The following is a 19,834-nucleotide window of genomic DNA, read 5'->3' on the forward strand; positions in this document are numbered from 1 at the left end:
GCCAGAAATTCCAAGACTAGAAAGGGTTTTGCATGGTTTCTTATGATTTTTCCAAGGTCTTTCAGTTTTTACCGACCTTATGGCAGGCACTTCCTATGACCTTGTCCATTCTCTTTTTTACCACTCTTCTTGGGTCCCTTTTTGGAGGTCTCTTGGCCTGGGCACAAGTAGGAGAAGACAAGAGTTTTGCAGCGATTTCCAAAGGCTATATCTTTACCCTTCGTTGTACACCACCGATTGTCTTGCTTTTTCTAGTCTTTTATGGCTTGCCAGAATTTCTGAAATGGTGGCTTGGTTTGGATATCAACAACTGGTCTAAAACTATTTTTGTTCTCCTGACGATGATTCTCTTGTTTGCCGCTATTGTTGCCGAGGTTTTCAAGGCGAGCTATCAAGCTATTCCAAAGGGGCAGACAGAGGCCGGGCTTAGTATTGGTTTGACTCCAAGTCAGACTTTTTGGAGAATCATTTTTCCCCAAGCTTTTCAAGTTGCTCTTCCCAATATAACAACCGCTATTCTCAATCTCATGCGAGATGCTGCCTTGGCTTATACGATTGGTTTCGTTGATGTTATGGGAGCGGGGAATCTCTTGATCAGTCGCAATTTAGGGAACTACTCTCTGGAAACCTATACGGCAGTCGCACTTCTTTACTGGGGGATTGCCCTGGTTATTTCTGGCTTGAGTCGTTTGCTTGAGAAGTCTTTGGAAACAAAAGGGAGGTAAGAAATGGATATAGACTATATTGTAAAGACCTTTCTGGAGACCTTGAAGGGTGTGCCAATCACCTTGATTATCATGATTGTGGCTATGGTCTTAAGTTTTTTACCGGCTCTATTTTTAGCCTTGGGGCAGATTTACAAGGTTCGAGGGGTTAGGAGTTTTTCCTTGGTCTATCTGGCGTTTATCCGAGCGACTCCTCCGATTTTATTGATTCTCTTCTTTTATAGTTTGTTTCCAAGCCTGCTGAATCAATTTCTCAAAAGCATAGGAAGTGACTTTGATATTTTCAAACTTGATCCTCTCTATTATGCCTTTATCATTTATAGTTTGATGACAGTCGGGAGTTTGTCGGAGATTTTGCGTTCAGCTATCTTGACGGTGGACAAGGGACAACTAGAGGCAGCGCATGCGATTGGCTTGACTACGCCCCAGGCCTATCTAAGGATTGTTTTTCCTCAAGCCTTGCGCTCAGCCTTGCCTAACTTAGCCAATCTGGTGATCAATATCGTCAAAGGGACCTCCCTGGTCTTTGTCATGACCATCAAGGACATCACCGCTATTGCTCGTGTAGAAGCGTCCTACGGTTACCAGTATTTTGAGTCTTATTTTGTGATCTTTTTGCAGTATATTTTGATCTGTGGTTTGATTCAGTGGGGCTTCTCCCTATTGGAAAAAGGCTATGTGAAAAAAGAAAAAAGTGCAAAAGCATCTAGCGCGCGTTTTGTATAGGAGGACAGGATGTTACAAGTAGAACATATCGCAAAAACATTTGGAGAGAGGCAGGTGCTGGAGGATGTCAATCTTCAGGTTAACCAAGGGGATGTCGTCGTTATCTTAGGACCATCAGGTTCGGGGAAAACGACCTTTCTCCGTTGTCTCAACCACTTAGAAAAAGCTGACAGTGGCCGTTTGACCTTGGCTGGAAAAACTTATGACTTGGCCAAATTAAGCAAGAAAGACATTCTAGAAATTCGCCAAAAAACAGCCTTTGTTTTCCAACACTACAATCTTTTTGCAAATAAAACTGCTCTGGAAAATATTCTAGAAGGTCTAATCGTCGCTCGTAAAGTTCCCAAGGAAGAAGCGCTCAAACGTGCAGAATCTGCCTTGGAAAAAGTTGGTTTACTAGCCTACAAAGACTACTACCCTTCACAACTATCTGGAGGACAACAACAACGAATAGGAATTGCGCGTGCCATTGCCGTCAAGCCCGAGGTCATTTTGCTAGATGAACCAACATCGGCACTAGACCCTGAGTTAGTTGGAGATGTTTTGGATGTTCTGAAACAGTTGGCGGGAGAAGGTGTGACCATGGTGGTCGTCACGCATGAAATGGGATTTGCTAGGGATGTCGCTAACCACGTTGTTTTCATGGATGGAGGCCGTATCGTAGAGGAGAACAATCCCCACGATTTCTTTAGTCGTCCACAAGAAGAACGAACCAAGCAGTTCCTGGCTCGTATCTTATCAGATGCCACCTATAGTGTAGAATATATGATTTGATAGCTAAGTATATCATAAAAACAACACCCCATGACTAGAAGATTCTTCTGACCATGGGGTGTTTTCTCTATAGGAGGGCTAGGTTATACTCTTCGAAAATCTCTTCAAACTAGGTCAGCTTCGCCTTATCTACAACCTCAAAGCTGTACTTTGAGCAGCCTGTGGCTAGCTTTCTAGTTTACTCTTTGATTTTCATTGAGTATCAGTTCTCTTTCTTGTTTTTTATCAACCATCCAAGTCCGAGAAGGGCAAGGATGCTGAATCCAGCAAGGGCAAGAAGGGATTTGTTCTCAGTACCTGTGTTTGGAAGGACCTTCTGAGAAAGAGTCTCTGTAGCAGTTTCTTGAGAGTCAGGATTTGCTACTAGGTTTTGGGCTTGGTCTTGTTCTGATTCAACTTCCAAGCTAGAAAGATCAAATTCTGGTTTTTCTTCCACAGCTGGAGCGACAATGGCACCACCTTGAGATAAGCGGAGAACGACAGCAGTGAGAGCGTTCAATTTTAAGCCTTTTTCAGTCCATTCGAGGCCTTGAGGTTTAGCGATTCCTACTGGTCCGGCTTGATTTTCATCTGCGAGGACTTCAGCCTTTCTCAAGTGAGCAAAAGCAGTTCCTAGAGTAAATTCACGAGCCTTATCATCTGCATTGACAAAGACTGCGTAGATATCTCCATTTGGAGCAGTGATTTGGTAGCCGATGACCACGTCTTCTTTTTCAACACCGTTTTGGCCTGGGACAGTAATGAGGTGGACGCGCTCTTTGATGTCTTGCAGACTCTTGAGTCGGAAGGCATCTGTCGATTGACGAAGGGCGATCAATCCTTTCATGTAGTTACGGCTCTTGACATTTTCAGGATAAGCTTTGCCATCTGTAGCTTTGGTCCAATCAAACTTGTTGACAGCATCACTAGAGTCGTAAGAGTCATGGATAAAGTAAGGATAGACAAATGGCTTGCCGTCCTTGTCGCGCAACAAGTGAGACTTGTTTGGAACCTTATCTTCAGGAACAGGAGTCTTATAGGCTGGATCAAGGAATTGTTTGGTACGTCCATATTCCTGACCAGAGTGGATAAAGGGAGTTCCTTGAGCGGTCAAGACCATGAGGTTTCCAAGTCGCAAACGACGATGGATTTCAGCATAGTTCTCAGCCTTGCTTGGATCTTTTTTGATAGACTGGGCAATGATGTCAAAGAGGGTCAAGTTATCATGGGCTGCGATATACTGGATAACATCTCCAGGATTGTCAGCCTCAAAGTTAGTTGGTTGGGCAATCAGATTTTTAAAGATGGTATTGATATCGCGTTTGCCACCTGTGATAAAGGCAGGTTGACCTTCGTTTGGATAGCCAGACTTGAGGTTGTTACGGATGTCGTCTGAAAAGACAGCGACAGTATCTGTTTTCTTCATCCAATCTTGGTCAGCAGGTTGTACAGGCGTATTTTCATCACCAGTATAGGTTCTCCAGCCTTCACCTAGCATGATAAGATTTGGATTGAGGGCGCGTGCAGCCTTGTAAGCTTCTTCGATTGAAGCCGCATCGTGGTCACCCATCATATCAAAGCGGAAACCATCTACTTTGTAGGTTTCAACCAGATACTTGATGGAGTCTACCAAGACACGTTTAGACATGTAGTGGGTAGTTCCCAAACGGCCGCCTCCGAAGCTAGTACGTGGAGTTCCGTCTGCATCCATAAAGTGATAGTAGTTTGGCTCAATATCTTCAAAAATATCAACATTTGCAGTATGGTTGTAGACCACGTCCAGGATAGCCCCCATGCCACGTTTGTGGATTTCGTTGATGAGATTTTTGAATTCTGCGATACGTTTTTCTGGATCCTTAGGATCGCTTGAGTACATACCAGTCAAGGAGAAGTAGTTTTGAGGGTCATATCCCCAGTTGTAGTTGCTGTTGCTTGAAGCGTAGGCAGACAAACGTTCATGGTTTTTCAATTCATTGACAAAGTAGTAAGACAAGACTGGAAGAAGCTGGATGTGGGTCACACCCAAGTCTTTGAGATAGTCCAGTTTTTCGATAAAGGCTTCAAAGGTACCAAATGGCTTGGTCAAGTCTTTTGCGATGGCAGGATCCGAAGTGAAGTCACGTACATGAGCTTCATAGATAACGGCATCTTCACGTGATTTGAAGTTACGAATCTTTCCATAGGTCAAGTCTTGCGGACCTAACTTCGCTGGATCGACAAAGGCAGCTTTAGCGACCTTATGAGCGGCATCTGTTTTTGCTAGGTCACTGTTCCAAGCCGCTAATGATTTGGCATAAGGGTCAAGAACGAGGACAGTTTTACCTTGGCGCTCGATTTGGTAGTGGTAGTAGTAGCCAGTGTAGTTGCTGATACCGAGACCAGAGTTTGCATCCAGAGTTTGTTTCCAGGTTCCTTTTTCTCCTTTTTCAAGGGCGACAGTTCCAACTACTTTTTCAGGATCTTTCTTGTCATAGATAACAACGGAAACCTTATCAGCACTTGGAGACCAGAGGGTGAGGTCAACACGCTTGCCATCTTCTTTTAGAGTTGCGCCGAGTGGACCATCGTAACTGTAGGACTCATCCTTGAGGCGCCAGCTTGAACGTGTGGTAAAGCGGTCTGAATTGTAGCTGACAGTGTACGGGTGTTGGGTGTCAGAGAAGTTGCCGATGTAGGTCACTTTTTTACCTGCCTCATCCACTTCCACGTCTGTGATAGTTACTTTATTCCCTTGGTAATCAGTGATGCTGGAGTGTTTGAGGATATCGTCTTTCTTAGCTCCAACGAGGGTAGAAAAACTGCTTTCGATACGAGATTTAGCCACGTGTTGGGCACCAGTCATGCGGATATCGTGTACATAGTAGGGGTTGGTGTAGATGGTTTCGTCATCATCTTTGAGGAAAATCTGACTGTGATTTTTTAGATCAGTGAATTTATAATCTTCTTTTCTGATTTTCACATCATCGCCTTTCTTGCTTTCGTCTAGTAATAAAAATCCAAATTCTCTTGCAGCTTCATTGAGTGGGATATCAATGTAGCGTCCATATTTTCCAGTTGCGGTAAAGTCAGTACCGTCAGGCCATTCTCCACTGCTTGGGTTTTTGACATCGCCCCAATACCAAAGAGATTTTTTGTCATAGTTGCCATCTGTGCGGTAATAGTTGACACGGACAGTTCCTGCTGGTTGAGGGCGGTAGTTGTGTACCTTGTAGTTTTCATCTAGCCAGGCCTCATTCATTTTTGGAGAGAGGCGCTCTACAGAACGGTCCCCTGTCAGGTTATCCCCCTTGGTATTGTTGATGAGGAAGCTGACTTTCTTGGCTTGCTCATTTTTGAGTTTGACATCTAGGTAATAGCCGTAGTCATCTTGCTTGGCATCCTTGAAGGACTTGGCTCCATTGGGCCAGTTTTCAGACGGCTTTTCAACATCGTCCCAAGTCCAAAGACCTTGAGAATCTTTGTTTTCTTCAGGGAGTTTTTTTACATGGATGCGGAAGTGGTTGTCTGCGATGGGTTCTTCAGAGGATGTGTCAGCTTGTGGTTTTTGTTCTGAAGTTGGCGTTGCAGTGCTGTTATCTACTTTCTCTTCCTTGCTGTTAGCCTGGCTTGTAGTAGCATCTTCTGTTTTGGGTGTTTCTGGCGCTGTAGTAGTTTCCCTAGCTGGAGCTTCTTTTTTAGAATCAAGGGAAGCGTTTGCATTCTTTTGTTCAGAAATAGGCGTTTCCGTTTGAGTTTGACTCGTTTCAGTATCAGTAGGGGCCTTGGTCACAGCGCTGGTATTTTCCTGAGTTTGAGGCAGGTTTTCGTTAGCCGAAATAGTTGGCATTGCAGCAGAAAGCAGGATAATGCTGGCACCAATAAGGACAGAACCAGTTCCGTTCTTCAAGGAACGGATACCGTAAATCATTTTTTTCTCAGTTTGAGATGGGATCTTTTTCATCACAATTCTCCTTGTGTAGTTGTTCCCTATCAGTATAGCACGAGGTAAACATTAGTGCAAGCGTTTTCCTAACTTTTAAGAGAAAATATAATGCTTCATTCTCTTGAAATTTTAAAATAATATATAGGAAAAGATTGTTTGAAAAATGGTAAAAAAACCTTGAAAAATCTTGGCCAATAAGGTATAATATGAGTAATCATTTGTCGTAGGTTTTGTCTGAAATATTGTCCAGACAGGGCTCACAGCAGTTAAATCTTCTGAAAAAGTCAGATTTAGCTGCTCTTTTTGTGCTTTTTTTCAGGTTTTTGAGTTCTTGTAACAAAGATTTAAAGATTCTGAAAATTCATCAAAGGGACACGGTGATAGGGGTTTTACAACCATATGACGATTAGAAAAGCCTGATTGACAAGGCTTGGAATTTATTTACAAAGGAGAATCATCTTGGCAGGACATGACGTTCAATACGGGAAACATCGTACCCGTCGTAGTTTTTCAAGAATCAAAGAAGTTCTTGACTTACCAAATTTGATTGAAATTCAAACGGATTCATTCAAAGATTTCCTAGATCACGGTCTGAAGGAAGTATTTGAAGATGTATTGCCAATTTCAAACTTCACAGACACAATGGAGTTGGAATTTGTTGGCTATGAAATCAAGGAACCAAAATACACGCTAGAAGAAGCTCGTATCCACGATGCTAGCTACTCAGCACCAATTTTTGTGACCTTCCGCTTGATCAATAAAGAAACAGGCGAAATCAAGACCCAAGAAGTCTTCTTTGGTGATTTCCCAATCATGACCGAAATGGGTACTTTCATCATCAATGGTGGTGAACGTATTATCGTTTCTCAGTTGGTCCGTTCTCCGGGTGTTTACTTTAATGACAAAGTAGACAAGAACGGTAAAGTTGGCTACGGTTCTACTGTTATCCCTAACCGTGGAGCTTGGTTGGAACTTGAAAGCGACTCAAAAGACATCGCTTATACTCGTATCGACCGTACTCGTAAGATTCCATTTACGACCTTGGTTCGTGCGCTTGGTTTCTCAGGTGATGACGAAATCTTTGATATCTTTGGTGATAGCGAATTGGTTCGCAACACCGTTGAAAAAGATATTCACAAGAATCCAATGGACTCTCGTACAGACGAAGCTTTGAAAGAAATCTACGAACGCCTTCGTCCAGGTGAGCCCAAGACTGCTGAAAGCTCACGTAGCTTGCTTGTAGCTCGTTTCTTTGACCCACGTCGCTATGACTTGGCAGCAGTTGGTCGTTACAAGATCAATAAAAAACTCAATGTTAAAACACGCTTGCTCAACCAAACCATTGCGGAGCCATTGGTAGACCCTGAAACTGGTGAAATCTTGGTAGAAGCTGGTACCGTTATGACTCGTAGCGTGATTGAAAGTATCGAGAGTCACTTGGATGGCGACTTGAACAAGATTGTTTATATTCCAAACGATGCAGCTGTTCTGACAGAACCAGTTGTGCTTCAAAAATTCAAGGTTGTTGCCCCAACAGACCCAGACCGTGTTGTAACCATCATCGGAAATGCCAATCCAGACGACAAGGTTCGTGTTGTAACTCCTGCGGATATCCTTGCAGAGATGAGCTACTTCCTCAACTTGGCTGAAGGTATCGGACGTGTGGATGATATCGACCACCTTGGAAACCGTCGTATTCGTGCGGTTGGTGAATTGCTTGCTAACCAAGTACGTCTTGGACTTTCTCGTATGGAACGTAATGTCCGTGAACGTATGTCTGTTCAGGACAATGAAGTTTTAACACCACAACAAATCATCAACATCCGTCCTGTAACAGCTGCGGTTAAAGAATTCTTTGGTTCATCACAGTTGTCACAGTTCATGGACCAACACAACCCGCTTTCTGAGTTGTCTCACAAACGCCGTTTGTCAGCCTTGGGACCTGGTGGTTTGACTCGTGACCGTGCTGGATATGAAGTTCGTGACGTGCACTACACTCACTATGGTCGTATGTGTCCAATCGAGACACCTGAAGGACCTAACATCGGTTTGATTAATAACTTGTCATCTTACGGGCACTTGAATAAGTATGGATTTGTTCAAACACCATACCGTAAGGTTGACCGTGAAACAGGTGTTGTGACCAATGAAATCGTTTGGTTGACAGCCGATGAAGAAGATGAATTTACTGTAGCGCAGGCTAACTCTCGTCTTAACGAGGACGGTACTTTTGCTGAGAAAGTTGTCATGGGACGTCACCAAGGGGTCAACCAAGAATATCCAGCAGAAGTGGTTGACTACATGGACGTGTCACCAAAACAGGTAGTTGCCGTTGCGACTGCATGTATTCCTTTCTTGGAAAACGATGACTCCAACCGTGCTCTCATGGGTGCCAACATGCAACGTCAGGCTGTGCCTTTGATTGATCCAAAAGCACCTTACGTTGGTACTGGTATGGAATACCAAGCAGCTCATGACTCTGGTGCTGCTGTTATTGCTCAGTATGATGGTAAAGTTACATACGCAGATGCTGACAAGGTAGAAGTACGCCGCGAAGATGGTTCATTGGACGTTTACCACATCCAAAAATTCCGTCGTTCAAACTCAGGTACTGCTTACAACCAACGCACGCTTGTTAAAGTTGGCGATGTCGTCGAAAAAGGCGACTTTATCGCTGACGGACCTTCTATGGAAAAAGGGGAAATGGCGCTTGGACAAAACCCAATCGTTGCCTACATGACATGGGAAGGTTACAACTTCGAGGATGCCGTTATCATGAGCGAACGCTTGGTCAAAGACGATGTCTACACATCTGTCCACCTCGAAGAATATGAATCAGAAACGCGCGATACAAAGCTTGGGCCTGAAGAAATTACTCGTGAAATTCCAAACGTTGGGGAAGATGCTCTTAAAGACCTTGACGAAATGGGTATTATCCGTATCGGTGCTGAGGTTAAAGAAGGAGATATCCTTGTAGGTAAAGTCACACCTAAGGGTGAGAAAGACCTTTCAGCTGAAGAACGTCTCTTGCACGCTATCTTCGGAGATAAGTCTCGTGAAGTGCGTGACACTTCTCTTCGTGTACCTCACGGTGCCGATGGTGTCGTTCGTGATGTTAAGATCTTTACACGTGCAAATGGTGATGAGTTGCAATCAGGTGTTAACATGCTGGTTCGCGTCTACATCGCTCAAAAACGTAAGATCAAGGTCGGAGATAAGATGGCCGGACGTCACGGAAACAAAGGGGTTGTCTCTCGTATCGTTCCTGTAGAAGACATGCCTTACCTTCCAGACGGAACTCCAGTCGATATCATGTTGAACCCACTTGGGGTGCCATCACGTATGAATATCGGTCAGGTTATGGAACTCCACCTTGGTATGGCAGCCCGTACTCTTGGTATCCACATCGCAACACCAGTCTTTGACGGAGCAAGTTCGGAAGACCTTTGGTCAACTGTTAAAGAAGCAGGTATGGACAGCGATGCTAAGACAATCCTTTACGATGGACGTACTGGTGAGCCATTTGACAACCGTGTATCAGTTGGTGTTATGTACATGATCAAACTCCACCACATGGTTGATGATAAATTGCACGCTCGTTCAGTCGGACCATACTCAACCGTTACCCAACAACCACTCGGAGGTAAAGCTCAGTTTGGTGGACAACGTTTCGGTGAGATGGAGGTTTGGGCTCTTGAAGCCTACGGTGCGTCAAATGTCCTTCAAGAAATCTTGACCTACAAGTCTGACGATATCAACGGACGTTTGAAAGCTTATGAAGCCATTACAAAAGGAAAACCAATTCCAAAACCAGGTGTTCCAGAATCCTTCCGAGTTCTTGTGAAAGAATTGCAATCTCTTGGTCTTGACATGCGTGTCCTTGATGAAGATGACCAAGAAGTGGAACTTCGCGACTTGGATGAAGGAATGGACGAAGATGTCATCCACGTAGATGACCTTGAAAAAGCCCGCGAAAAAGCAGCCCAAGAGGCGAAAGCAGCCTTTGAAGCTGAAGAAGCTGAGAAAGCAACAAAAGCGGAAGCAACAGAAGAAGCTGCTGAACAAGAATAAGCAGTTCACTTAGAATAGAAAGGGAAGAAATAGTGGTTGATGTAAATCGTTTTAAAAGTATGCAAATCACCCTAGCTTCTCCAAGCAAAGTCCGTTCATGGTCTTATGGAGAAGTCAAAAAACCTGAAACAATCAATTACCGTACGTTGAAACCAGAACGTGAAGGACTCTTTGATGAAGTCATCTTTGGTCCTACAAAAGACTGGGAATGTGCTTGTGGTAAGTACAAACGCATTCGTTACAGAGGGATTGTTTGTGACCGCTGTGGGGTTGAAGTAACGCGTACAAAAGTTCGTCGTGAGCGTATGGGGCACATCGAGTTGAAAGCTCCTGTATCTCACATCTGGTATTTCAAGGGGATTCCAAGCCGTATGGGCTTGACCCTTGATATGAGCCCTCGTGCCCTCGAGGAAGTTATCTACTTTGCGGCTTACGTGGTAATTGATCCTAAGGATACACCGCTTGAGCACAAGTCTATCATGACAGAGCGCGAATACCGTGAGCGCTTGCGTGAGTATGGCTATGGATCATTCGTTGCCAAAATGGGTGCCGAAGCCATCCAAGACCTTTTGAAACAAGTAGATCTTGAAAAAGAAATTGCTGAACTCAAAGAAGAGTTGAAAACAGCTACTGGACAAAAACGTGTCAAAGCCATCCGCCGTTTGGATGTTTTGGATGCCTTTTACAAGTCTGGAAATAAACCTGAATGGATGATTCTCAACATCCTTCCGGTTATTCCACCAGATCTTCGTCCAATGTTGCAGTTGGATGGTGGCCGATTTGCCTCATCTGACTTGAACGACCTTTACCGCCGTGTTATCAACCGTAACAATCGTTTGGCTCGTTTGCTTGAGTTGAATGCACCAGGTATCATCGTTCAAAATGAGAAGCGTATGCTTCAAGAAGCGGTTGACGCTTTGATTGACAACGGTCGTCGTGGTCGTCCGATTACAGGACCAGGTAGCCGTCCACTGAAATCATTGAGCCACATGCTTAAAGGGAAACAAGGGCGCTTCCGTCAAAACTTGCTCGGTAAACGTGTTGACTTCTCAGGACGTTCCGTTATCGCCGTTGGTCCAACTCTTAAGATGTACCAATGTGGTGTGCCACGTGAAATGGCGATTGAGCTTTTTAAACCATTTGTGATGCGTGAAATCGTTGCGCGCGACATCGTGCAGAACGTCAAAGCGGCTAAACGCTTGGTGGAACGTGGAGACGAACGTATCTGGGATATTCTTGAAGAAGTAATCAAAGAACACCCAGTACTTTTGAACCGCGCACCGACCCTTCACCGTTTGGGTATCCAAGCCTTCGAGCCAGTCTTGATTGACGGTAAGGCCCTTCGCTTGCACCCACTTGTCTGTGAAGCCTACAATGCCGACTTTGACGGTGACCAAATGGCCATCCACGTACCGCTTTCAGAAGAAGCTCAAGCAGAAGCTCGTATCTTGATGTTGGCTGCTGAGCATATCTTGAACCCGAAAGATGGTAAACCAGTTGTTACTCCATCTCAGGACATGGTTTTGGGTAACTACTACTTGACCATGGAAGAAGCTGGTCGTGAAGGGGAAGGAATGGTCTTCAAAGACCGTGACGAAGCGGTTATGGCTTACCGTAATGGTTATGTTCACCTCCACTCACGTGTTGGTATTGCAACAGACAGCCTTAACAAACCATGGACAGAAGAGCAAAAACACAAGGTCTTGCTGACAACGGTTGGTAAAATCCTCTTCAACGACATCATGCCAGAGGGTCTGCCTTACTTGCAAGAACCAACAAATGCCAACTTAACAGAAGGTGTTCCAGCTAAATACTTCTTGCCACTAGGTGGAGATATCAAGGAAGCTATTCGCAATCTTGAACTCAACCCTCCATTCAAGAAGAAAAATCTTGGGAATATCATCGCTGAAATCTTCAAACGTTTCCGTACGACAGAAACTTCTGCCCTACTTGACCGCATGAAGAATCTCGGATACCACCACTCAACTCTTGCAGGTTTGACAGTGGGTATTGCCGATATCCCAGTTGTTGAAGACAAGGCTGAAATCATCGAAGAATCACACAAACGTGTAGAACAAATCACCAAACAATTCCGTCGTGGTATGATCACAGACGACGAGCGCTACAACGCTGTTACAGCTGAATGGCGTGCAGCCCGTGAAAAATTGGAGAAACGTTTGGTTGCCAACCAAGATCCTAAGAACCCAATCGTTATGATGATGGACTCTGGAGCCCGTGGTAACATCTCAAACTTCTCACAGCTTGCCGGTATGCGTGGTCTGATGGCCGCTCCGAACGGACGTATCATGGAATTGCCAATCCTTTCAAACTTCCGCGAAGGTTTGTCAGTACTCGAAATGTTCTTCTCAACTCACGGTGCCCGTAAAGGTATGACCGATACGGCCCTTAAGACAGCCGACTCAGGTTACTTGACTCGTCGTTTGGTTGACGTTGCCCAAGACGTTATCATCCGTGAGGACGACTGTGGAACAGACCGTGGTCTCTTGATCCGTTCTATCGCAGAAGGAAAAGAGATGATCGAGTCTCTCGAAGAGCGTCTCAATGGTCGTTACACTAAGAAAACTGTTAAACATCCAGAAACTGGTGCAGTGATCATCGGTCCAAATGAGTTGATTACAGAAGACAAGGCGCGTGAAATTGTCAATGCTGGTGTGGAAGAAGTTACTATCCGCTCCGTATTTACATGTAACACTCGTCATGGAGTCTGCCGTCACTGTTACGGTATCAACTTGGCGACTGGTGATGCGGTTGAAGTTGGTGAAGCAGTTGGTACAATTGCTGCCCAATCTATCGGGGAACCTGGTACACAGCTTACAATGCGTACCTTCCACACGGGTGGGGTTGCCTCAAATACCGATATCACTCAGGGTCTTCCTCGTGTCCAAGAAATCTTTGAAGCCCGCAATCCTAAAGGGGAAGCGGTCATCACAGAAGTCAAAGGACAAGTTACAGCTATCGAAGAAGACGCGTCAACTCGTACCAAGAAAGTCTTTGTTAAGGGTGAAACTGGCGAAGGTGAGTACGTGGTTCCATTTACAGCACGCATGCGTGTCGAAGTTGGAGACCAAGTCTCTCGCGGTGCAGCATTGACAGAAGGTTCTATCCAACCAAAACGTCTCCTTGCTGTTCGTGATGTCTTGTCAGTTGAAACTTACCTTCTCGGTGAAGTACAAAAAGTTTACCGTAGCCAAGGGGTAGAAATCGGTGACAAACACATCGAGGTAATGGTTCGTCAAATGATCCGTAAAGTTCGTGTCATGGATCCAGGTGACACAGACCTTCTTATGGGTACTCTCATGGACATCAACGACTTTACAGATGCCAACAAGGATGTTCTTATCGCAGGTGGAGTTCCAGCGACTGGTCGCCCAGTTCTTATGGGGATCACCAAAGCCTCACTTGAAACAAATAGTTTCTTGTCAGCGGCTTCCTTCCAGGAAACAACTCGTGTCCTTACAGATGCAGCCATCCGTGGTAAGAAAGATCATCTCCTTGGACTCAAGGAAAATGTTATCATTGGTAAGATCATCCCAGCTGGTACTGGTATGGCTCGCTACCGTAACCTTGAACCACAAGCTATCAATGAAGCAGAATATCTGGCTCCAGAACAAGAAGAGGCAGAACTTGCTCCTGTAGAGGAAGTTGTGGAAATCCAAGTTGAAGAAACAGTAGAATAAAAGCAAACAAGAGAACCTTTGGGTTCTCTTTGTTTTATTTCAGAAAAATTTTCCCACTTTTTCATAAAGTATGGTAGAATAGAAGAACTAAAATGCCAAGGAGGTGTCCGTATGGAACAAACATTCTTTATCATTAAGCCAGATGGTGTGAAAAGAGGGCTGGTTGGTCAGGTTCTGAAAAGAATTGAGGAGCGTGGTTTCAAAATCGAAAAATTAGAGTTGCGTTCAGCAGTTTCAGAAGATTTGATTGACCAGCACTATCAAGACTTGGTTGAAAAAAGTTTTTATCCTCCTATCCGTCAGTTTATGACTTCAGGACCAGTAGTGGTGGGCATTCTATCAGGTCCGAAAGTGATTGAAACTTGGCGAACCATGATGGGGGCTACTCGTCCAGAAGAAGCTCTGCCAGGAACTATCCGAGGAGATTTTGCCAAGGCTGCAGGAGACAATCAAGCCATTCAAAATGTAGTTCACGGCTCCGATTCGGAAGCTTCTGCAAAACGTGAAATTGCTCTCTGGTTTAAGGATTAGACTGGTAAAAGAACAGTTCTGTGCACAACAGAGCTGTTTTTTGGTCAGTTGAGCACAAAAAATGGACACTTGAGGCGGAAACTATCATTTCAAACTCCTCACAAGGTATAATCCCATATAGGGAGGGAGAAGAAATGGTAAAATCAATTCGCCTATTGTTGTTGATTGCAGTCATCCAGATTAGTTTTAGTAGTTGCCTATTATGGAAAGAATCCTTTTTATCTTTAAAACAGACCAATGCTTATTTTTTGATTTTGATAGTAGGAATTTCTGTTTTGTGCGCTGGGATAAATTATTTCCATACAGCAGACCAGTCTAGACATAGTATTTTGCATGTTCAAAAGAAAGTGAGTCTTGTTTATTGCCTCCTTTTAGTAGTCAATCTTCTGGCAACCTGTCTGGTTCTCTCAGAAAGCATCCAAACCACTAGCAAATTGCAGCAGGAATTGGTTGACCTCTTTTTACCCTCCTTCTTTTTCTTGCTAGGAGTAGATCTATTGATTTTCTTACCTTTTGATAAAATTTTTCGCGATATAGAAAATCACCTAAATAAAAAGAAAACAGTCGTCATTTCCGTTCTAGCTACGATGGTTTTCTTGAGGAATCCCTTAGTGATTTCCTCGATTCTCCTTTATATCAGTGTCGGTTTTCTATGTGCACGTTTCCTTTTTCCCAAATGTATCCAAAGGGAAATCTCCTTTTATGGACACCTGATTCGGGATATCCTGTTTGTTTTTTCAATAGTTGTATTCTTTTAAGTGGAGGAGAATTTTTCAAAATTGTTATAGTAAGTCCATAAAGAAAATTCACACAAAAGAAAACTTTTTGGTATAATAGTAGCATGCACACAAAAAATGAAGAAGAGCTTCTAGCTCTCGGAGAAAGATTAGGCCATTTACTCCAAAAAGACGATGTTCTAATCTTGACTGGAGAGTTGGGTGCGGGTAAAACAACCTTTACAAAGGGCCTTGCCAAGGGCTTGGATATCCGTCAGATGATTAAAAGTCCGACCTATACCATTGTCAGAGAGTACGAAGGGCGTTTGCCACTTTACCACTTGGATGTCTACCGTATCGAAGGTGATGCTGATTCTATTGACTTGGATGAGTTTCTCTTTGGTGGTGGTGTGACTGTTATCGAGTGGGGGCATCTTTTGGGTGAGGATTTACCAGATTCCTACTTGGAGTTGGAAATTTTGAAAGAAGCCGATGGCCGTTGCCTTCAATTTATAGCTCATGGTTCTCGGGCTGAACAACTCATCAAGGAGCTTCAAGATGGAGTATGAGTTGTGTATTCGTGAGGCTGAGATCCAAGATGCTTCAGCTTTGGTTGCATTTTTAAATCAAGTCGGTCGAGAGACAGACTACACTAGCTTGGATGAACATGGCATAGGGATGACTGCGTCTGAAATGGCTCTTTTTATCGAAAAACAAGCTTCTTCAGAAAATCAAATTACTCTTCTCGCCTTACTGAATAATGAGATTGCAGGTGTTTTGAATATCACTGCTGATCAGCGTGTAAGGGTTCGGCATATTGGAGATGTTTTTTTGGCGATTCAAAAGAAATTTTGGAACCAAGGTTTGGCTACCATACTTCTAGAAGAAGGTATTGAGTGGGCTAAAGCCAGTGCTGTTTTGCGTCGCTTACAACTTAGTGTGCAAAAACGAAATGAGGCCGCTATCCACCTCTATTCAAAAATGGGATTTATCACAGAAGGCTTGCAAGAAAGAGGAGCCTATTTAGCAGAAGGGACATTTTTAGATGTTTGCCTTATGGGCAGACTGATAGATGAATAACGAGATGATCAAAAAATTAATTGGAATGGTGCTAGCCTTTCTAGCAGTAACAGTTGTAGGTGTAGCGGTTTATGGTTACACCATTTTCCAACAAGGAACAGCAACCTTGAGTGAAAAGACTTATAAAAAGATTGGTGAAGAAACCAATGTTATCGAGGCGACTGAGCCTCTGACCATCCTCTTGATGGGGGTAGATACGGGAAATGTGGAACGTACAGATCCATGGGTGGGGAATAGTGATTCCATGATTCTCCTGACCGTTAATCCGAAGACCAAGAAAACCACTATGATGAGTTTGGAACGGGATATTTTAACCAAGATTGACCTTGGAGACGGCCAAGTTCAGGAAGCCAAACTCAATGCTGCCTATGCCAATGGCGGTGCGGAACTGGCGATTTCTACTATTCAAAAGATGATGAATATCCATATAGACCGCTATGTCATGGTCAATATGCAAGGTCTTCAACAATTAGTGGATGCAGTTGGGGGAATCACCGTCAACAATACACTTGGTTTCCCGATTTCGATTGCTGACCAAGAAGAGTTTAATAAGATTTCCATTGGTGTTGGAGAACAAACCTTGAATGGTGAGGAAGCCCTGGTGTATTCACGGATGCGTTACCAAGACCCAGAAGGAGACTATGGTCGTCAAAAACGTCAACGGGAAGTTATTCAAAAGATCGTTGAGAAGGTTTTGAGCCTAAACAGTGTGAGCCACTATCAAGGCATTCTCAAAGCTTTGAGCAACAATATGCAGACCAACGTCGATCTTTCAGCCAAGAGCATTCCACAATTGCTCGGCTATCAAGATTCCTTCAAGAATATTGAAACGCATCAATTGCGTGGGGAAGATGCTGAGTTGCAGGGGATTTCTTATCAAATCGTTACCTCAGAACATATGCTCGAAATGCAAAATCTTTTACGTCGTTCACTAGGTAAAGAGGAAGTGACTGAGTTGGAAACCAATGTTGTTCTTTACGAGACGGCATTTGGTCGACCTGCACCTTCATCAAGTACTAGTGCTTCAAGCGAAGAAACAGAATAAAAAAGATTAAATCGTAGGAAACTTCCTGCGATTTTTTCAAAAAGAATCCGAATAGATAGGTAGGAGGAAAAATGAAAGCAGAAATTATTGCTGTAGGAACGGAAATTTTGACAGGGCAGATTGTCAATACCAATGCTCAGTTTTTATCAGAGAAACTAGCCGAAATCGGGGTAGACGTCTACTTCCAAACAGCTGTTGGGGATAATGAAGCTCGTCTTTTGTCCTTGCTTGAGATTGCGAGTTTGCGTAGCAGTTTAGTCATTTTGACAGGAGGCTTGGGACCAACTGAGGATGATTTGACCAAACAAACGTTGGCAAAATTTTTGGGAAAAAATCTAGTGTTTGATCCTCAAGCACAAGAGAAATTGGATATTTTCTTTGCTCATAGACCTGACTATGCTCGTACACCGAATAATGAGCGCCAAGCCCAAATTGTGGAAGGGGCAACTCCATTGCCAAATGAGACAGGCTTAGCAGTAGGAGGGGTGTCAGAAGTGGATGGTGTGACCTACGTGGTCCTCCCAGGACCACCTAATGAATTGAAACCCATGGTCTTAAACCAACTCTTACCCAAGTTAATGACTGGTGCTAAGCTCTATTCACGAGTGCTTCGTTTCTTTGGGATTGGGGAGAGCCAGTTGGTGACTATTTTGGCGGACTTGATTGACCAGCAAACGGATCCGACCTTGGCTCCTTATGCCAAAACGGGAGAGGTGACCTTGCGCTTGTCTACAAAAGCAGTCAGTCAAGAAAAGGCTGATCAAGCCTTGGACATCTTGGAGAACCAAATTTTGAATCGCCAGACTTTCGAGGGACATTCACTGAGAGATATCTGTTATGGATATGGAGAAGAAACCAGCCTAGCAAGTGTCGTTGTAGAAGAACTTAAGAAGAGACAGAAAAGCATTACTGCAGCAGAGAGTTTGACGGCAGGCCTCTTTCAGGCTACTTTAGCAGACTTTTCAGGTGTTTCAGCTGTCTTTAATGGAGGGTTTGTCACCTACAGCCTAGAGGAAAAGTCCAAGATGCTGGATATTTCCGAGCAAGAACTGAAAGAACACGGGGTCGTTTCAGAGTTTACCGCTCGAAAAATGGCAGAGCAGGCACGGTTCAAGACTCAGTCTGACTACGGAGTTAGTTTGACGGGTGTGGCAGGACCAGATAGCATAGAGGGGCATCCAGCTGGAACCGTCTTTATCGGCTTGGCACATGCAAAAGGAACAGAAGTTATCAAGGCGAATATCGCAGGACGGAGCCGTGCAGATGTTCGTCATATTGCGGTAATGCATGCCTTTAACCTAGTTCGCAAGGCTTTATTAAGTGACTAAATTTTGGTATAATAAAAGATAGGTCTAAGGACCAGTAGAATATAGGAGAACAAAATGGCGAAAAAACCAACAAAAAAATTAGATGAAATCGGAAAAAAATTTGGAGCTGATCGTGAAAAAGCCTTGAACGATGCGCTTAAATTGATTGAGAAAGATTTCGGTAAAGGCTCAATCATGCGTTTGGGGGAGCGTGCAGAGCAAAAAGTTCAAGTGATGAGCTCAGGCTCCTTGGCTCTAGACATTGCTCTTGGTTCAGGTGGTTATCCTAAGGGACGTATCATCGAAATCTATGGACCAGAATCATCTGGTAAAACAACAGTTGCCCTTCACGCTGTTGCGCAAGCTCAAAAAGAAGGCGGTATCGCTGCCTTTATCGACGCGGAACATGCCCTTGATCCAGCCTATGCAGCAGCCCTTGGTGTGAATATTGACGAATTGCTCTTATCACAACCAGACTCAGGTGAGCAAGGTCTTGAAATTGCAGGGAAATTGATTGACTCAGGTGCAGTTGACCTAGTCGTTATCGACTCAGTTGCGGCCCTTGTGCCTCGTGCAGAAATCGATGGGGACATTGGAGACAGCCACGTTGGTTTGCAGGCTCGTATGATGAGTCAGGCCATGCGTAAACTTGGTGCTTCAATCAATAAGACCAAAACAATTGCTATCTTTATCAACCAATTGCGTGAAAAAGTTGGGGTCATGTTTGGAAATCCTGAAACAACTCCTGGTGGACGTGCTTTGAAATTCTACGCTTCAGTCCGTTTGGATGTTCGTGGAAGCACGCAAATCAAGGGAACTGGTGACCAAAAAGATACCAATGTCGGTAAGGAAACTAAGATCAAGGTCGTGAAAAACAAGGTAGCTCCACCATTTAAGGAAGCCTTTGTTGAAATCATGTACGGAGAAGGGATTTCTAAGACTGGTGAGCTCTTGAAGATCGCAAGTGATCTCGATATTATCCAAAAAGCGGGAGCATGGTACTCTTACAAGGGTGAAAAAATCGGACAAGGATCTGAAAATGCTAAGAAATACTTGGCAGATCATCCGGAAATTTTTGATGCCATTGACCACCAAGTCCGTGTTCAATATGGCTTGATTGAAGATGAAGAAGCTTCTGATCATAGTCCAGTAGCGGAGGCGACTTCTAACCAAGAAGTAACACTTGACCTTGGCGATGATCTTGGAATTGAAATTGAAGAATAAAAATAAAAGTAGCAGAAAATCTGCTACTTTTTTATC

The 19,834-nt window shown here is 44.0% G+C and carries 13 protein-coding genes; 12 read left to right on the forward strand and 1 reads right to left on the reverse strand.

Translation table 11 applies throughout. From position 1 onward, the window contains the following. The first annotated feature begins 32 nt into the window (after window positions 1–32). Genes AB2B49_RS01195 through AB2B49_RS01205 form a run of 3 tightly spaced genes read left to right on the forward strand, consistent with a single transcriptional unit; the run spans window position 33 to window position 2,225 of the window. The gene (locus tag AB2B49_RS01195; RefSeq protein ID WP_049505424.1) at window positions 33–725 is read left to right on the forward strand and encodes an amino acid ABC transporter permease; all 693 of its coding nucleotides are present in this window, start codon (window positions 33–35) and stop codon (window positions 723–725) included. A 3-nt stretch (window positions 726–728) separates the two neighbouring features. Further along, window positions 729–1,451 (forward strand): amino acid ABC transporter permease, encoded by a 723-nt coding sequence (locus AB2B49_RS01200; protein ID WP_000350561.1) that lies wholly within the window; start codon window positions 729–731, stop codon window positions 1,449–1,451. A 9-nt stretch (window positions 1,452–1,460) separates the two neighbouring features. Beyond that, window positions 1,461–2,225: an amino acid ABC transporter ATP-binding protein gene (locus AB2B49_RS01205; RefSeq protein ID WP_049505423.1), complete on the forward strand. Its 765-nt coding sequence runs from the start codon at window positions 1,461–1,463 to the stop codon at window positions 2,223–2,225. Window positions 2,226–2,427: 202 nt separating this feature from the next. Here AB2B49_RS01205 and AB2B49_RS01210 read toward each other — a convergent pair whose 3' ends face one another. Next, entirely contained in the window at window positions 2,428–6,144 is a 3,717-nt protein-coding gene (locus AB2B49_RS01210; protein WP_049505422.1) for a pullulanase, read from the reverse strand. Window positions 6,145–6,585: 441 nt separating this feature from the next. On the opposite strand from AB2B49_RS01210, the gene rpoB reads away from it, so the two are divergent. From rpoB to recA, 9 genes are all read left to right on the forward strand, one after another. After that, entirely contained in the window at window positions 6,586–10,197 is a 3,612-nt protein-coding gene (gene rpoB / locus AB2B49_RS01215) for a DNA-directed RNA polymerase subunit beta (protein ID WP_049505421.1), read from the forward strand. Window positions 10,198–10,229: 32 nt separating this feature from the next. Beyond that, the gene (gene rpoC / locus AB2B49_RS01220) at window positions 10,230–13,895 is read left to right on the forward strand and encodes a DNA-directed RNA polymerase subunit beta' (protein ID WP_049489471.1); all 3,666 of its coding nucleotides are present in this window, start codon (window positions 10,230–10,232) and stop codon (window positions 13,893–13,895) included. 111 nt (window positions 13,896–14,006) lie between these two features. Then, window positions 14,007–14,426 carry a nucleoside-diphosphate kinase gene (gene ndk, locus AB2B49_RS01225; RefSeq protein WP_049489472.1) on the forward strand — a complete coding sequence of 140 codons (420 nt, stop codon included), beginning with the start codon at window positions 14,007–14,009 and terminating at the stop codon, window positions 14,424–14,426. Between the two features lie 134 nt (window positions 14,427–14,560). After that, window positions 14,561–15,184: a hypothetical protein gene (locus AB2B49_RS01230; RefSeq protein WP_049505419.1), complete on the forward strand. Its 624-nt coding sequence runs from the start codon at window positions 14,561–14,563 to the stop codon at window positions 15,182–15,184. Between the two features lie 83 nt (window positions 15,185–15,267). Further along, window positions 15,268–15,711 carry a tRNA (adenosine(37)-N6)-threonylcarbamoyltransferase complex ATPase subunit type 1 TsaE gene (gene tsaE / locus AB2B49_RS01235; protein WP_049505418.1) on the forward strand — a complete coding sequence of 148 codons (444 nt, stop codon included), beginning with the start codon at window positions 15,268–15,270 and terminating at the stop codon, window positions 15,709–15,711. Next, on the forward strand, window positions 15,701–16,222 hold the full coding sequence (locus tag AB2B49_RS01240) for a GNAT family N-acetyltransferase (RefSeq protein ID WP_049505417.1): 522 nt from the start codon (window positions 15,701–15,703) through the stop codon (window positions 16,220–16,222). The genes tsaE and AB2B49_RS01240 overlap by 11 nt, the downstream gene beginning before the upstream one ends. A 4-nt stretch (window positions 16,223–16,226) precedes the next feature. After that, window positions 16,227–17,267, forward strand: coding sequence for a glycopolymer--peptidoglycan transferase LytR (gene lytR, locus AB2B49_RS01245; protein WP_049505416.1), 1,041 nt, complete (start codon window positions 16,227–16,229; stop codon window positions 17,265–17,267). Between the two features lie 71 nt (window positions 17,268–17,338). After that, window positions 17,339–18,595, forward strand: a complete 1,257-nt coding sequence (locus AB2B49_RS01250; protein ID WP_049505415.1) for a competence/damage-inducible protein A — start codon at window positions 17,339–17,341, stop codon at window positions 18,593–18,595. A 54-nt stretch (window positions 18,596–18,649) separates the two neighbouring features. Continuing rightward, window positions 18,650–19,798 carry a recombinase RecA gene (gene recA / locus AB2B49_RS01255; protein ID WP_001085515.1) on the forward strand — a complete coding sequence of 383 codons (1,149 nt, stop codon included), beginning with the start codon at window positions 18,650–18,652 and terminating at the stop codon, window positions 19,796–19,798. Window positions 19,799–19,834 lie beyond the last annotated feature (36 nt).

The sequence above is a fragment of the Streptococcus jiangnanensis genome (genome assembly GCF_040888325.1).
Classification (GTDB): domain Bacteria; phylum Bacillota; class Bacilli; order Lactobacillales; family Streptococcaceae; genus Streptococcus; species Streptococcus jiangnanensis.

What these genes read in the sequence shown, in the direction of transcription:
- AB2B49_RS01210 (WP_049505422.1), bottom strand. Translation starts at nt 6,144, where the DNA reads ATGAAAAAGATCCCATCTCAAACTGAGAAAAAAATGATTTACGGTATC.
- recA (WP_001085515.1), top strand. Translation starts at nt 18,650, where the DNA reads ATGGCGAAAAAACCAACAAAAAAATTAGATGAAATCGGAAAAAAATTT.
- tsaE (WP_049505418.1), top strand. Translation starts at nt 15,268, where the DNA reads ATGCACACAAAAAATGAAGAAGAGCTTCTAGCTCTCGGAGAAAGATTA.
- AB2B49_RS01230 (WP_049505419.1), top strand. Translation starts at nt 14,561, where the DNA reads ATGGTAAAATCAATTCGCCTATTGTTGTTGATTGCAGTCATCCAGATT.
- ndk (WP_049489472.1), top strand. Translation starts at nt 14,007, where the DNA reads ATGGAACAAACATTCTTTATCATTAAGCCAGATGGTGTGAAAAGAGGG.
- AB2B49_RS01240 (WP_049505417.1), top strand. Translation starts at nt 15,701, where the DNA reads ATGGAGTATGAGTTGTGTATTCGTGAGGCTGAGATCCAAGATGCTTCA.
- AB2B49_RS01250 (WP_049505415.1), top strand. Translation starts at nt 17,339, where the DNA reads ATGAAAGCAGAAATTATTGCTGTAGGAACGGAAATTTTGACAGGGCAG.
- AB2B49_RS01195 (WP_049505424.1), top strand. Translation starts at nt 33, where the DNA reads ATGGTTTCTTATGATTTTTCCAAGGTCTTTCAGTTTTTACCGACCTTA.
- AB2B49_RS01200 (WP_000350561.1), top strand. Translation starts at nt 729, where the DNA reads ATGGATATAGACTATATTGTAAAGACCTTTCTGGAGACCTTGAAGGGT.
- AB2B49_RS01205 (WP_049505423.1), top strand. Translation starts at nt 1,461, where the DNA reads ATGTTACAAGTAGAACATATCGCAAAAACATTTGGAGAGAGGCAGGTG.
- lytR (WP_049505416.1), top strand. Translation starts at nt 16,227, where the DNA reads ATGATCAAAAAATTAATTGGAATGGTGCTAGCCTTTCTAGCAGTAACA.